General features: G+C 71.1%; 11 protein-coding genes and 1 pseudogene. 7 read left to right on the forward strand and 5 right to left on the reverse strand.

Translation table 11 applies throughout. The features are described 5' to 3' along the window. Positions 1-197: 197 nt before the first annotated feature. The 3 genes and pseudogenes from QF034_RS29700 to QF034_RS29705 form a co-directional block, all read right to left on the reverse strand. On the reverse strand, positions 198-3,251 hold the full coding sequence (locus QF034_RS29700) for a MinD/ParA family ATP-binding protein (protein WP_370880971.1): 3,054 nt from the start codon (positions 3,249-3,251) through the stop codon (positions 198-200). Positions 3,252-3,836: 585 nt separating this feature from the next. Continuing rightward, a pseudogene (locus QF034_RS41590) lies at positions 3,837-4,070 on the reverse strand (hypothetical protein); the annotation flags it as partial. 311 nt (positions 4,071-4,381) lie between these two features. Next, on the reverse strand, positions 4,382-4,684 hold the full coding sequence (locus QF034_RS29705) for a DUF397 domain-containing protein (RefSeq protein ID WP_307177782.1): 303 nt from the start codon (positions 4,682-4,684) through the stop codon (positions 4,382-4,384). 297 nt (positions 4,685-4,981) lie between these two features. Between QF034_RS29705 and rpsO the strand changes: the two genes are divergently transcribed. From rpsO to QF034_RS29730, 5 genes are all read left to right on the forward strand, one after another. Beyond that, positions 4,982-5,269: a 30S ribosomal protein S15 gene (gene rpsO, locus QF034_RS29710; RefSeq protein ID WP_010042739.1), complete on the forward strand. Its 288-nt coding sequence runs from the start codon at positions 4,982-4,984 to the stop codon at positions 5,267-5,269. Between the two features lie 305 nt (positions 5,270-5,574). Further along, positions 5,575-7,791 carry a polyribonucleotide nucleotidyltransferase gene (locus tag QF034_RS29715; RefSeq protein ID WP_086563210.1) on the forward strand — a complete coding sequence of 739 codons (2,217 nt, stop codon included), beginning with the start codon at positions 5,575-5,577 and terminating at the stop codon, positions 7,789-7,791. Further along, entirely contained in the window at positions 7,788-9,167 is a 1,380-nt protein-coding gene (locus QF034_RS29720) for a M16 family metallopeptidase (RefSeq protein ID WP_307177784.1), read from the forward strand. Before QF034_RS29715 ends, QF034_RS29720 begins: the two co-directional genes overlap by 4 nt. A gap of 27 nt (positions 9,168-9,194) precedes the next feature. Further along, entirely contained in the window at positions 9,195-9,947 is a 753-nt protein-coding gene (gene dapB / locus QF034_RS29725; RefSeq protein WP_086563213.1) for a 4-hydroxy-tetrahydrodipicolinate reductase, read from the forward strand. Positions 9,948-9,960: 13 nt separating this feature from the next. After that, the gene (locus QF034_RS29730; protein ID WP_086563214.1) at positions 9,961-10,416 is read left to right on the forward strand and encodes a tetratricopeptide repeat protein; all 456 of its coding nucleotides are present in this window, start codon (positions 9,961-9,963) and stop codon (positions 10,414-10,416) included. A gap of 101 nt (positions 10,417-10,517) precedes the next feature. On the opposite strand, the gene QF034_RS29735 is transcribed toward QF034_RS29730, so the two are convergent. Further along, positions 10,518-11,072, reverse strand: coding sequence for an SCO5741 family PH domain-containing membrane protein (locus QF034_RS29735; RefSeq protein WP_307177785.1), 555 nt, complete (start codon positions 11,070-11,072; stop codon positions 10,518-10,520). A 112-nt stretch (positions 11,073-11,184) separates the two neighbouring features. Next, on the reverse strand, positions 11,185-11,427 hold the full coding sequence (locus tag QF034_RS29740; protein ID WP_307177786.1) for a hypothetical protein: 243 nt from the start codon (positions 11,425-11,427) through the stop codon (positions 11,185-11,187). A gap of 177 nt (positions 11,428-11,604) precedes the next feature. Between QF034_RS29740 and thyX the strand changes: the two genes are divergently transcribed. Then, on the forward strand, positions 11,605-12,345 hold the full coding sequence (thyX, locus tag QF034_RS29745; protein WP_020273646.1) for an FAD-dependent thymidylate synthase: 741 nt from the start codon (positions 11,605-11,607) through the stop codon (positions 12,343-12,345). Between the two features lie 211 nt (positions 12,346-12,556). Then, positions 12,557-13,456, forward strand: a complete 900-nt coding sequence (dapA, locus tag QF034_RS29750) for a 4-hydroxy-tetrahydrodipicolinate synthase (protein WP_307177787.1) — start codon at positions 12,557-12,559, stop codon at positions 13,454-13,456. The last annotated feature ends 42 nt before the right edge of the window (positions 13,457-13,498 follow it).

Raw genomic sequence — 13,498 nt, forward strand, 5'->3', positions numbered from 1 at the left:
CTTGTGGCCTGCGGAAATAACGAATTGGCGAGCTTTTCACGGCCATTGGTCGAGACCACTGACGCGCCCCTGGCCAGGGCCTGGCAACGGATTTCGCCCTTGACGGCCCCGGAACGCACGGCGGCCCGCGCCGAGTCGGAACGGCGCGGGCCGGAAAGGGGACCGGCCCCTCGAAAGGGGCCGATCGGGTGAGGCGATTACTGCGTCGGGGGCGGGGGCGGCGGCGTCTGCCCCTGCCCGTCGGGCTGCCCGGGGTGGCCGGGCTGCCCCGGCTGCGGGTAGCCGTAGCCCGGCTGCGGAGGGGCGGCCGGGGGCTGCCCGGGCTGGGGCTGCTGGGGGTACGGCTGTCCCGGCTGCGGGTACGGCTGGCCGGCCGCCTGCGGATACGGCTGCTGCCCCGGCTGGGGGTAGGGCTGGCCGGGCTGGGGGTACGGCTGTCCCGGCTGCTGGGGCTGCTGCGGGTACGGGCCCGGCTGCTGCTGTCCGGGGTACGGAGGCTGGCCGGGGACGGGCTGGCCCGGGACCTGCTGGCCGGGCAGCGGCGGGGCGGCCACCGGCGGCGGGTTGCCGTCGGAGGTCCACAGGCCGTGCGCCTGCTGGTGGCGGGTGAAGTCCTCGGCGACCATCGCCGCGAGGTTGAAGTACGCCTCCCGCACCTTGGGCCGCATCATGTCGAGGTCGACCTCGGCACCGGCGGCGAGATGCTCGTCGAACGGCACGACGATGACGCCCCGGCAGCGCGTCTCGAAGTGCGACACGATGTCCTCGACCTTGATCATCTTGCCGGTCTCGCGCACACCCGAGATGACGGTGATGGACCGCGACACGAGGTCGGCGTACCCGTGCGCCGACAGCCAGTCCAGCGTCGTACTCGCACTGCTCGCACCGTCCACCGACGGCGTCGAGATGATGATGAGCTGGTCGGCGAGGTCCAGCACCCCGCGCATGGCGCTGTAGAGCAGACCGGTACCGGAGTCGGTGAGGATCACCGGGTACTGCTTGCCCAGCACGTCGATCGCGCGCCGGTAGTCCTCGTCGTTGAACGTCGTGGACACGGCCGGGTCGACGTCGTTGGCGATGATCTCCAGGCCGGACGGCGCCTGGGACGTGAACCGCCGGATGTCCATGTACGAGTTGAGGTACGGGATCGCCTGGACGAGGTCACGGATGGTGGCCCCGGTCTCGCGCCGCACGCGACGCCCCAGGGTTCCCGCGTCCGGGTTGGCGTCGATCGCGAGGATCTTGTCCTGCCGCTCCGTGGCGAGCGTGGAGCCGAGCGCGGTGGTCGTGGTGGTCTTGCCGACACCGCCCTTGAGGCTGATCACGGCGATCCGGTAGCAGGAGAGCACGGGCGTGCGGATCAGCTCCAGCTTCCGCTGCCGCTCGGCCTCCTCCTTCTTCCCACCGATCTTGAACCGCCCGCCACCGGCCGCCGGACGGCTGCTCTTCGCCTTCTGCTTCTTGCTGTTGAGCAGCCGGTCGGACGACAGCTCCACGGCAGCGGTGTAACCGAGCGGCGCGGCACCCGGGTTGGTCGGCTGCCGCTGGTCGTGCTGCATGGGCTGCGGCCAGGCGGCCCCGGTCCGCGGATCCACGGGCCCCTCGGGCTGCGGTTGCGCCTGCGACGGCACACCGGGGTGGGGCTGCTGCGCGGCCGGGCCCTGGGCGCCCGGGTGGGGGAAGCCGTAGGCGCCCTGCGGGTTGGGCGCGCCAGGGGCGGGAGCGCCGGGGTGCGGGAACCCGTAGCCGTCCGGCGCGTGGGGCGCGGGGGCGGGCGGGGTGTTGGGCTGCTGGGCGGGGGGTTGTGCGGCCGGCTGCTGCTGTGCGGCCGGAGGCTGGGCAGGAGCGCCGGGGTGGGGGAAGCCGTAGCCGCCTTGGGCGTTGGGCCCGGGCTGCGGGAATCCGTAGCCGCTTTGGGGGTTCGGGGTGGGGGTGGGCGGGGTGTTGGGCTGCTGGGCTGGCGGCTGTGGTGCGGCCGGGGGCTGGGTGGGGGTGCCGGGGTGGGGGAAGCCGTAGCCGTCCGGCGCGTGGGGCGCGGGGTTGGGCGGGGTGTTGGGCTGCTGGGCCGGCGGCTGTTGTGCGGCCGGGGGCTGGGCGGGGGTGCCGGGGTGCGGGAATCCGTAGCCACCCTGGGCGTCGGGTGCGGCCGGGGTCGGAGTACCCGGCTGCGGGAAGCCGTAGGCGCCGGGCTGCGGCGCGGGTTGGGCGGGCGGCTGGTCCGGCGGCGTCGCCGGTGCGGCCGGCGAGTTCCAGGCGGCGGGCGCGGGCTGCGGCGCCTGCGGCTGGAACGGCGGCTGCCCCTGCGCGGGAGCGTTCGGGTCCGTGGGCTGCGCCTGAGGCTGGTGCTGCGGCTGCGCGGGCCACTGGCTGGCCGGCGTCGGGGCGGCCGGCTGATACGACGGCGGCAGCGGCGGCATGGCCTGCGGTGCCGGGGGAGTCCAGGCGGGCTGGGCGTCGGCCGTACCCGGCACGGCGGCGCCCTGCGGAACGCCGTCCTCGGGAGCGGCGTCCTCGGCAGCGGCGTCGGCGGGCGGGGCGTCGGCGGGGTGTGCATCGGCCGGCTCGGGAGCAGCAGGGACCTCGTCCCCAGGCGCTGCGTCGGCCGGGTCCTCGTCGGCAGGCACTGCATCCGCAGGCACGGAGTCCTCAGGCTCGGCATCCTGCGGCACGGCCTCGTCCGTCTCCGCCTCCGGCGTCGCCTCCTCCGAAGCCGCTTCCTCCGAAGCGGCTTCCTCCGAAGTCGCTTCCTCCGAAGTCGCTTCCTGAGAGGTCGCGTCCTCGGGAGCCTCCTCCGGTGCGGTCACCGCAGCGTCCACGTCCCCGCTGTCGGCGTCGTCGGAAGCAGCACCCTCCGCCCCGGGCGCGTCAGCCGCATCGACCGCGACGGCCGTGTCAGAGGAGACGTCCTCATCGGCCTGGGCGTCGGCGTCGGCGCCGCTGGGAGTGTCCTCGACGTCACCGCCGGACTCGTCCCCGCCCTCGCCCTCGTCCTGGTGGTCGTCGGCCGACTCCAGCCGCGCCTCGACCTCGGCGGCACGCTCCTCGATCTCCCGCTTCAGGGCGACGGCGGAGAACCGCATCGTGGCACCGCTCTCCAGGTCACCGTTCTCCGGCTCGGCGTCCTCGGAAGCCGGAGTGGCCGGAGCGGCAGGAGCCGCCGAAGCCTCGGGAGTGGCCGGAGCAGCCGGAGGCTCCGACGGAGCGGCCGGCGCCCACTGCGCCTGATACCCGCCGACGGGGATGTTCGGCACGGCCGTAGGAGAGGCCGGATCCGCCGCAGACGCCTCGGCCCGCCCCTGCGGCTGCGGCGCCGGCGACTGCGGCGCCGGCGACTGCGCTCCCTGCGGCTCGAACCCCACCGGAAGCCGGGGCACGGCAGCCGGCCCTCCGGCGGACGGCCCCCCGCTAGCAGGCGCGGGCGGCGTGAAGGGCGTACCCGGCCCGGGCGCGGGAGGAGAGGGAGGAGCGGGAGGCGTGAACGGAGCGCCCGGAGCAGGCGGCGGCGCAGGCGGCGTGAAAGGCGCCCCTGGAGCCGGAGAAGGCGCTGGAGAGGGAGCCGGTGCCGGAGCCGAGCCGGCGGCCTGCCCCTGTCCCTGCCCGTGTCCTTGCCCCTGCCTCGGAATGGACGACGCCGCACCGGAAGGATTGGCATGCGGCGGCGGAGTGAGCCCCGGCAGCGGCGGAACCGGCCCGCTCGGTCCACCGGAACCCCCACGCGCCCCGGAAGCACTGGAGTCCTCGGACGCACCCGCCCCCTGCCCCGAACCGGAGCTCCCCGAGGCGTTCTGCGTGTACCAGGCCGGCGGCGCGTAGTCGATGGTGAACTCGCCCGTCACCTCTGCCGCGGACTCCGCGTCGGGCTGGTCATCGCCGGGTGTCGCCCAGCCCCCGCGGTTCCCGTCCCGATCGCTGCTCACAGTGTTCCTCCTGGTTGGTCGAGCACCCTCATGCCGTGCTGGGGCGACCCTTGCTTGTCGTCCGACGTCGTACGAAGTCGTTCTGAGGCGTAAGAAGGGTCGTCCGAGGTCGTCCGAATCCAGGCTCCCCCGCTCTCCCCCTGGGACGCCCACGCCTACTCACGGGTTCTGACGTCGCGCCCCGTCCCAGCCTAATCACCACAAGCGCCACCTCGGCAGGCCCGTCCACCCCCGAGCACCTGTCCGCCGCGTCACAACCTGCCCAGAAGCTGCCCGGAAGTGACGTACACAGCACACACTTTGGTGAACAATCAGGGCGATAAAGGTGAAGAACCGCGAACCACCTTGCCGCGACCACACACGAAGAAAGCGCGACGAGGGACGGCCGGCCACCGGCCCGCCACGCCCCTCGTCGCGCTCCGCGGAAGCTACCGCGCCTCGCGGAAACTACCGCGCCTCTGCGACTACTGCCCGGACTCCGCCGGCGAGCCCCCGTCGTGCGACCGCGGCTCCAGATCGAACTCCCCGTCCCGCGCTCCCAGCACGAACGCCCGCCACTCCGCCTCGGTGTAGCGCAGCACCGTCTCCGGGTCGAGCGAGGACCGCATCGCCACCGCCCCCTCGGGCAGGTAGGCGATCTCGACCCGCTCCTCCTGCTCCTCGGTGCCCGGCGCGCAGTGCCATTCGACACCGGAGATGTCGAGGGCGTAGAGCTCGTCCCGCTCCCGCTCCTTGCGTGCCTTGATCTCCTCAGCCGTCTCCGCCATGCCGCAGCGACCCCTTCCCGACGTACCGGTTCCGAACGTCCGGATGCCGTACGAACGATCCGAACCCGCTCACCCTAGTGGCGCCGGCCGCCCCGTCCGGCAGGATCGGGGACCGGCGCAAAGACGCCCCTGGCCGCCTGGTACGCTGGTCGACGGCCGTTTGTGTACGCACCCCCGGAGCGAGCTCTCGCCCTGGAGGCCGCGCCCAGCGGATCCCCGCCTTCCGAGTCAAGGAAGCTCCCCCGAGAAGCAGACCGGGGGCACTCGGTGGCCCTTCACAGACCATGAGGAGTACGCGTGTCGCTCGACGCCGCTACGAAGAAGCAGATCATGTCCGAGTTCGGTACCAAGGAGGGCGACACCGGCTCCCCCGAGGTCCAGGTCGCTCTGCTGTCGCGTCGGATCTCCGACCTGACCGAGCACCTCAAGACCCACAAGCACGACCACCACTCGCGCCGTGGCCTGCTGATCCTCGTCGGTCAGCGCCGCCGGCTGCTGCAGTACCTGGCGAAGAAGGACATCCAGCGCTTCCGTGCGCTGGTCGACCGCCTCGGCATCCGCCGCGGTGCGGCGGGCGCCAAGTAAGACGCCGTGAAGGGAGCGGTTCCCGGCAGGAAAGGGGACCGCTCCCTTTGCTGTACGTGCGGAGTGTCACCGCTGCTTTGTAGTGTGGTAGCACAACGCAATACGGACGACACCGCACGACAAGAAGAAGAGGAGAAGCGCGCCTAGCCGCCGCCGGTCCTCGGTAGTGGCCCCCGGGGGGAAGCGAGCCCCGGGTGCTTCGATCGAAGACCGGCCCGCACCGCACGGAGCGCTTCTCCGCCACCGTCCCCCTGCCACACGGGCAGCGAGGGACGAAAGACGACAAAGTAACGGAGAAAACGCTAGTGGAGAACGAGACCCACTACGCCGAGGCCGTCATCGACAACGGCACCTTCGGCACCCGCACCATCCGCTTCGAGACGGGCCGCCTGGCCAAGCAGGCCGCCGGCTCCGCCGTGGCGTACCTGGACGACGACACCATGGTGCTGTCGGCCACCACCGCCTCCAAGAACCCCAAGGACCAGCTCGACTTCTTCCCGCTCACGGTGGACGTCGAGGAGCGGATGTACGCCGCCGGCAAGATCCCCGGCAGCTTCTTCCGCCGTGAGGGCCGCCCCTCCGAGGACGCGATCCTCACCTGCCGCCTGATCGACCGCCCGCTGCGCCCGTCCTTCAAGAAGGGCCTGCGCAACGAGATCCAGGTCGTCGCCACGATCATGGCGCTCAACCCCGACCACCTGTACGACGTCGTGGCGATCAACGCCGCCTCCGCGTCCACGCAGCTGGCCGGCCTGCCCTTCTCCGGCCCGATCGGCGGCGTCCGCGTCGCACTGATCAACGGCCAGTGGGTGGCCTTCCCGACGCACACCGAGCTCGAGGACGCCGTCTTCGACATGGTCGTCGCGGGCCGCGTCCTGGAGGACGGCGACGTCGCGATCATGATGGTCGAGGCCGAGGCCACCGAGAAGACCATTCAGCTGGTCAAGGGCGGTGCCGAGGCGCCGACCGAGGAGGTCGTCGCCGCCGGTCTGGAAGCCGCGAAGCCCTTCATCAAGGTCCTGTGCAAGGCCCAGTCGGACCTCGCCTCCAAGGCCGCCAAGCCGACCGGCGAGTTCCCGATCTTCCTGGACTACCAGGACGACGTCCTCGAGGCGCTCACCGCCGCCGTCAAGCCGGAGCTCGCCCAGGCGCTCACCATCGCCGGCAAGCAGGAGCGCGAGGCCGAGCTGGACCGCGTCAAGCAGCTCGCCGCCGAGAAGCTCCTGCCGGAGTTCGAGGGCCGCGAGAAGGAGATCTCCGCCGCGTACCGCTCGCTGACCAAGACCCTGGTCCGGGAGCGCGTCATCAAGGAGAAGAAGCGCATCGACGGCCGCGGTGTCACCGACATCCGCACGCTGGCCGCCGAGGTCGAGGCGATCCCGCGGGTCCACGGCTCCGCGGTGTTCGAGCGTGGCGAGACCCAGATCCTGGGCGTCACCACCCTGAACATGCTCCGCATGGAGCAGCAGCTGGACACGCTGTCGCCGGTGACCCGCAAGCGCTACATGCACAACTACAACTTCCCGCCGTACTCCACCGGCGAGACCGGCCGCGTCGGCTCCCCCAAGCGCCGCGAGATCGGTCACGGCGCCCTCGCCGAGCGCGCCCTGATCCCGGTCCTGCCGACGCGCGAGGAGTTCCCCTACGCGATCCGCCAGGTCTCCGAGGCGCTCAGCTCGAACGGCTCGACCTCCATGGGCTCGGTCTGCGCCTCCACCATGTCGCTGCTGAACGCCGGTGTGCCGCTGAAGGCCCCCGTCGCCGGTATCGCCATGGGCCTGATCTCCCAGGAGATCGAGGGCGAGACGCACTACGTCACCCTCACCGACATCCTCGGTGCGGAGGACGCCTTCGGTGACATGGACTTCAAGGTCGCCGGCACCAAGGAGTTCGTGACCGCCCTCCAGCTCGACACCAAGCTGGACGGCATCCCCGCCTCCGTCCTGGCCGCCGCCCTCAAGCAGGCCCGTGACGCCCGCCTCCACATCCTCGACGTGATGATGGAAGCGATCGACACGCCGGACGAGATGTCCCCGAACGCCCCGCGGATCATCACCGTCAAGATCCCCGTGGACAAGATCGGCGAGGTCATCGGCCCCAAGGGCAAGATGATCAACCAGATCCAGGAGGACACGGGCGCCGACATCACGATCGAGGACGACGGCACGATCTACATCGGCGCCGTCGACGGCCCGTCCGCCGAGGCCGCCCGTACGACAATCAACGGCATCGCCAACCCGACGATGCCCGAGGTCGGCGAGCGCTACCTGGGTACGGTCGTGAAGACGACCACCTTCGGCGCCTTCGTGTCGCTGCTCCCGGGCAAGGACGGTCTGCTGCACATCTCGCAGATCCGCAAGCTCGCCGGCGGCAAGCGCGTGGAGAACGTCGAGGACGTCCTCGGCGTCGGCGCGAAGGTCCAGGTGGAGATCGCCGAGATCGACTCGCGCGGCAAGCTCTCCCTCATCCCCGTGATCGAGGGCGAAGGCGACGACGACAAGAAGGACGACACCGACCAGTGACGTCGACCAGCTCGACGGCGACGGCCCGCACCTCCTCGGAGGCGCGGGCCGTCGCCCGTACCCAAACCCTGATCAAGGGCACCAACGGCATCGGCGTCGTCCGCAAGACCACCCTCCCCGGTGGCCTGCGCATCGTCACCGAGACCCTCCCCTCGGTCCGCTCGGCCACCTTCGGCATCTGGGCCCACGTCGGCTCCCGTGACGAGACGCCCGCGCTCAACGGCGCCACGCACTACCTGGAGCACCTGCTCTTCAAGGGCACGAGCCGCAGGTCCGCCCTGGACATCTCCTCCGCGATCGACGCGGTCGGCGGCGAGATGAACGCGTTCACGGCGAAGGAGTACACGTGCTACTACGCGCGCGTGCTCGACACCGACCTGCCGCTCGCCATCGACGTCGTCAGCGACATGCTGACCGGCTCGCTCATCCTCGAAGAGGACGTCGACATCGAGCGCGGCGCCATCCTCGAAGAGATCGCCATGACCGAGGACGACCCGGGCGACTGCGTGCACGACCTGTTCGCGCACACCATGTTCGGCGACAACCCCCTCGGCCGCCCGGTCCTCGGCACGGTCGCCACGGTCAACTCCCTCACCGCCGACCGCATCCGCCGCTTCTACAAGAAGCACTACGACCCGACCCACCTCGTGGTCGCGTGCGCCGGCAACATCGACCACTCCAAGGTCGTACGCCAGGTCCGCGCCGCCTTCGAGAAGGCCGGTGCCTTCAAGGAACCCGTCGCCGAGCCCGTCGCCCCGCGCAGCGGCCGGCGTGCCCTGCGCACCGCCGGCCGGGTCGAGCTGATCGACCGCAAGACCGAGCAGGCCCATGTCGTGCTCGGCATGCCGGGCCTGTCGCGCACGGACGAGCGCCGCTGGGCTCTGGGTGTGCTGAACACCGCCCTCGGCGGCGGCATGTCGTCCCGCCTCTTCCAGGAGGTCCGCGAGAAGCGCGGCCTGGCCTACAGCGTGTACTCGTACACCTCGGGCTTCGCCGACTGCGGCCTGTTCGGCGTGTACGCGGGGTGCAGGCCGTCGCAGGTGCACGATGTGCTGAAGATCTGCCGCGACGAACTCGACCACGTCGCCGAGCACGGCCTCTCGGACGACGAGATCGGGCGCGCGATCGGCCAGCTCCAGGGCTCCACGGTCCTCGGCCTGGAGGACACCGGCGCGCTGATGAACCGTATCGGCAAGAGTGAGCTGTGCTGGGGCGAGCAGATGTCCGTCGACGACATGCTGGCGCGGATAGCCTCGGTCACCCCGGACGACGTCCGCTCGGTCGCCCGCGAGATCCTGGGACGGCGGCCCTCCCTGTCGGTCATCGGCCCGCTGAAGGACAAACAGGCGACCCGCCTGCACGACGCCGTCGCCTGACAACCCCTGGTGAAGGAAGCACAAGAGATGAGCAAGCTGCGCGTGGCGGTCCTCGGCGCCAAGGGCCGGATCGGCTCGGAAGCGGTCCGGGCCGTCGAGGCCGCCGAGGACATGGAACTGGTCGCCGCGCTGAGCCGCGGCGACAAGCTGGAGACGCTGGCCGAGACCGGCGCCCAGGTCGCCGTCGAACTGACCACGCCCGACTCGGTCATGGCCAACCTCGACTACTGCGTACGCCACGGCATCCACGCGGTCGTCGGCACCACCGGCTGGACCGACGAACGCCTCGCGCAGCTGAAGGGCTGGCTGGAGCAGTCCCCGGAGACGGGCGTGCTCATCGCGCCGAACTTCTCCATCGGGGCCGTCCTGACCATGAAGTTCGCGCAGATCGCCGCCCCGTACTTCGAGTCCGTCGAGGTCGTCGAGCTGCACCACCCGAACAAGGTGGACGCCCCCTCCGGCACCGCCACGCGCACCGCCCAGCTCATCGCCGAGGCCCGCCGCACCGCCGGCTCGGCCCCGGCCCCGGACGCCACGGCCACCGCCCTGGACGGTGCCCGCGGCGCCGACGTCGACGGAGTGCCGGTGCACGCCGTCCGGTTGCGCGGCCTGCTCGCCCACCAGGAGGTCCTGCTCGGTGCCGAGGGGGAGACCCTGACGGTCCGGCACGACTCGCTGCACCACAGCAGCTTCATGCCGGGCATCCTGCTCGGCGCCCGCCGTGTGGGGAGCGTCCCGGGCCTGACCTTCGGCCTGGAACACTTCCTGGACCTGAGCTGAGTCCCTGACCGTCATGCGCGCGAAGCTCACCTACGCCCTCACGGCCGCCGTCCTGGTCGTCTACTTCGTCCTGGTCGGCAGCCGCGGCGTCCTGCTCATCGAGACCGGCACGCCCCTCACCGTCACCTTCGGGGTCGCGGTGCTGATCCTGCCGGGCATCGGCCTGTGGTTCCTGTGGAAGAACACCCAGTTCGTCCGCAGGGCGAACGCCCTCGCCGCCGAACTCGACGCCGAGGGCGGCCTGCCCGTCGACGAACTGAGGCGCACGCCCAGCGGGCGGATCGACCGGGACTCGGCCGACGAGGTCTTCGCCCGGCGCAAGGCCGAGACGGAGGCCGCCCCCGACGACTGGCGCACCTGGTTCCGCCTCGCCGTCGCCTACCACGACGCCCGCGACACCCCGCGCGCCCGCAAGGCGATGCAACGCGCAATCGCCCTGCACGACGGCAAACAGCCCGAGACGGCCTGAACCGCACCCACTCACGCTCACGCCGGACCTCGTGCCGGAGGGGCCGGACCGCGAACGGTCCGGCCCCTCCGGCACGAGAATCCGGGGTCACCCCGGAAACGTCAGTGCGGGCAGTACTCGTCCGCCCACGCCTCCACCGCGTCCGCCGCCCGGTCGAAAGCCTCCAACCGGCCCACGAAGTCCGCGTTGTGCGTGGTCAGCAGCGCCGACCCACCGTCGGGCGACTGCCCCTGCCGGACGAGCAGCAGCGCCTGCCCCTGCACCGTCCGGGGCAGCCCCAGCCAGCGCACCGGCTGCTGCACCGTGCGCACGGCGGCGACCTGGTTCCAGGACGCCGTACGGGTCGTGAGGAAGCCCACGTGCCGCAGCCCGCGCGCGCTCACCCACACGCCCACGCGCAGCAGCCGCAGCGCCCCGGCGATGACCAGCAGCGCGAGCGCGAAGACCACACCGCCCGAGGCCAGTTCGGCCGTCGCCGCGATGATGACCGCCGCGAACAGCACGAACGAGGCGAGCAGCAGCGCCAGCGCCGCCGCCCCCACCCGCCAGGGCCCGGGCCGGTACGGCCGCCGCCAGCGGTCACGGTCGTCGTACGGCAGCGGAATGTCGTCCGTCGCCTCGAAAACGCGGTCGGCCGTCAGGAAGGGCAGGGGCACGGCTGGTCCTCACTCGATCCATGCGTGGGCTGTGCCCGGTGAGGCTACCGATCTGTGTCCCCGGTCACCACTGGCGGGGGGCCGGATGGAGTCATCGCCGGTCTGCGGCGGCTCAGTTCTTCTGCGACGCCTGCGACTGCTGGGGCTGCGAGGCCTGCTGGTCGCCCGTCGACAGCGCGGGCGTCCCGATGACCAGGGAACCCACGAGCCCCGCCACGATGGTCATACCCAGCAGCCAGCGCCCGGCCATCTGGCCAAAGGACAGCCGCTCACGCGGTGGGGGAGTGACATTACTGCGGAACCTGTCGGCCTCAGCAACGAAGGCAAACGGTACGGGTTCACGCCGACCGAACATCAGGGGTGCTTCTCCCTTCGAGGATGGAACGAATCACTCTCGTCCGTTAAGACGAACGAACTCCCTCAGTGGTGCCCTGTTTCACCGACTTCATTGCGGCACGCCACCGATCGCACGCATTTCGCCGGGCCGTAGAGTGGCGTCGCCACACGACGAGATGGGAAGGCCCTGCCAACCGTGACCGACACCCCCGCCGACGACCCCAAGCCCGGCTACCGCAGCGATGTGACCGTCGAGCTGGTCAAGCACACCGCGTCCGACGCGGACGTCCTGTTCGCCGCCCGTGTCTCGACCATCGGCGAGCAGTCCCTGGACGAGCTGAACAAGGACCCCGAGCGCTCCAAGGGCCTGATCAACTACCTGATGCGGGACCGGCACGGCAGCCCCTTCGAGCACAACTCGATGACCTTCTTCATCAGCGCCCCGATCTTCGTCTTCCGCGAGTTCATGCGGCACCGCGTCGGCTGGTCGTACAACGAGGAGAGCGGCCGCTACCGGGAGCTCCAGCCGGTCTTCTACGTCCCCGACGAGTCCCGCAAGCTCGTCCAGGAGGGCCGCCCCGGCAAGTACGTCTTCGTCGAGGGCACCCAGGCCCAGCAGGAGCTGGTCGGCCGCGTGATGGAGGACTCCTACCGGCAGGCGTACGAGGCCTACCAGGAGATGCTCGCCGCCGGCGTCGCCCGCGAGGTCGCCCGCGCGGTCCTCCCGGTCGGCCTGTACTCCTCGATGTACGCCACCTGCAACGCCCGCTCGCTGATGCACTTCCTCGGCCTGCGCACCCAGCACGAGCTGGCCAAGGTCCCGTCCTTCCCGCAGCGCGAGATCGAGATGGTCGGGGAGAAGATGGAGGCCGAGTGGGCCCGGCTCATGCCGCTCACCTACGCGGCCTTCAATGCGAACGGACGCGTGGCGCCGTAACGCGCCCCGGTTCCCCGATCAGGTACAGATGTACGGTTCAGCCGCATGAAGTGTCCGTATTGCGGCATTTCGCGAAGTTCATCTAGCCTGATCAAACGGGTCCGGCACTGCTTGAACCCCCGAGCAGGCAGTGCCGGGCTCCACCTTTGTCACGACTTGTCGCCTCCCCCTTGGGCAGACCCGGTCCTGAGCAACGAGTAGCGTGTAACCCATGGCTCCGACCTCGACTCCGCAGACCCCCTTCGGGCGGGTCCTCACCGCCATGGTCACGCCCTTCAAGGCGGACGGCGCACTCGACCTCGACGGCGCGCAGCGGCTCGCCACCCACCTCGTGGACGCAGGCAACGACGGCCTAGTCATCAACGGCACCACGGGCGAGTCGCCGACCACCAGCGATGCGGAGAAAAGGGATCTCGTACGGGCGGTCCTGGAGGCGGTCGGCGACCGGGCCCACGTGGTGGCCGGTGTCGGCACCAACGACACCCACCACAGCATCGAACTCGCCCGCGCGGCGGAGCGCATCGGCGCACACGGCCTGCTCCTCGTGACCCCGTACTACAACAAGCCCCCGCAAGAGGGCCTCTACCGGCACTTCACGGCCGTCGCCGACGCCACCGAGCTGCCGGTCATGCTCTACGACATCCCCGGCCGCAGCGGCGTCCCGATCAACACGGAGACGCTCGTCCGCCTCGCCGAGCACCCCCGGATCGTCGCCAACAAGGACGCCAAGGGCGACCTGGGCCGAGCGAGCTGGGCCATCGCCCGCTCCGGCCTCGCCTGGTACTCCGGCGACGACATGCTGAACCTGCCCCTGCTCTCCGTGGGCGCGGTCGGCTTCGTCTCGGTCGTCGGCCACGTCGTCACCCCCGAGCTGCGCGCCCTGGTCGACGCGTACACCTCGGGCGACGTCCAGAAGGCCACCGAGATCCACCAGAAGCTGCTCTCGGTCTACACGGGCATGTTCCGCACCCAGGGCGTGATGACGACCAAGGCGGCGCTCGCCCTGAAGGGCCTGCCCGGCGGGCCCCTGCGCGCCCCCATGGTCGAATGCGCGCCCGAGGAGATCGAGCAACTCAAGATCGATCTTGCCGCCGGCGGGGTACAGCTCTGACATCAGACTTCGCGCGGCCCCCGCGCACCTGCTTCACAACTG

The sequence above is a fragment of the Streptomyces africanus genome, from assembly GCF_030816955.1.
GTDB classification, from domain to species: domain Bacteria; phylum Actinomycetota; class Actinomycetes; order Streptomycetales; family Streptomycetaceae; genus Streptomyces; species Streptomyces africanus.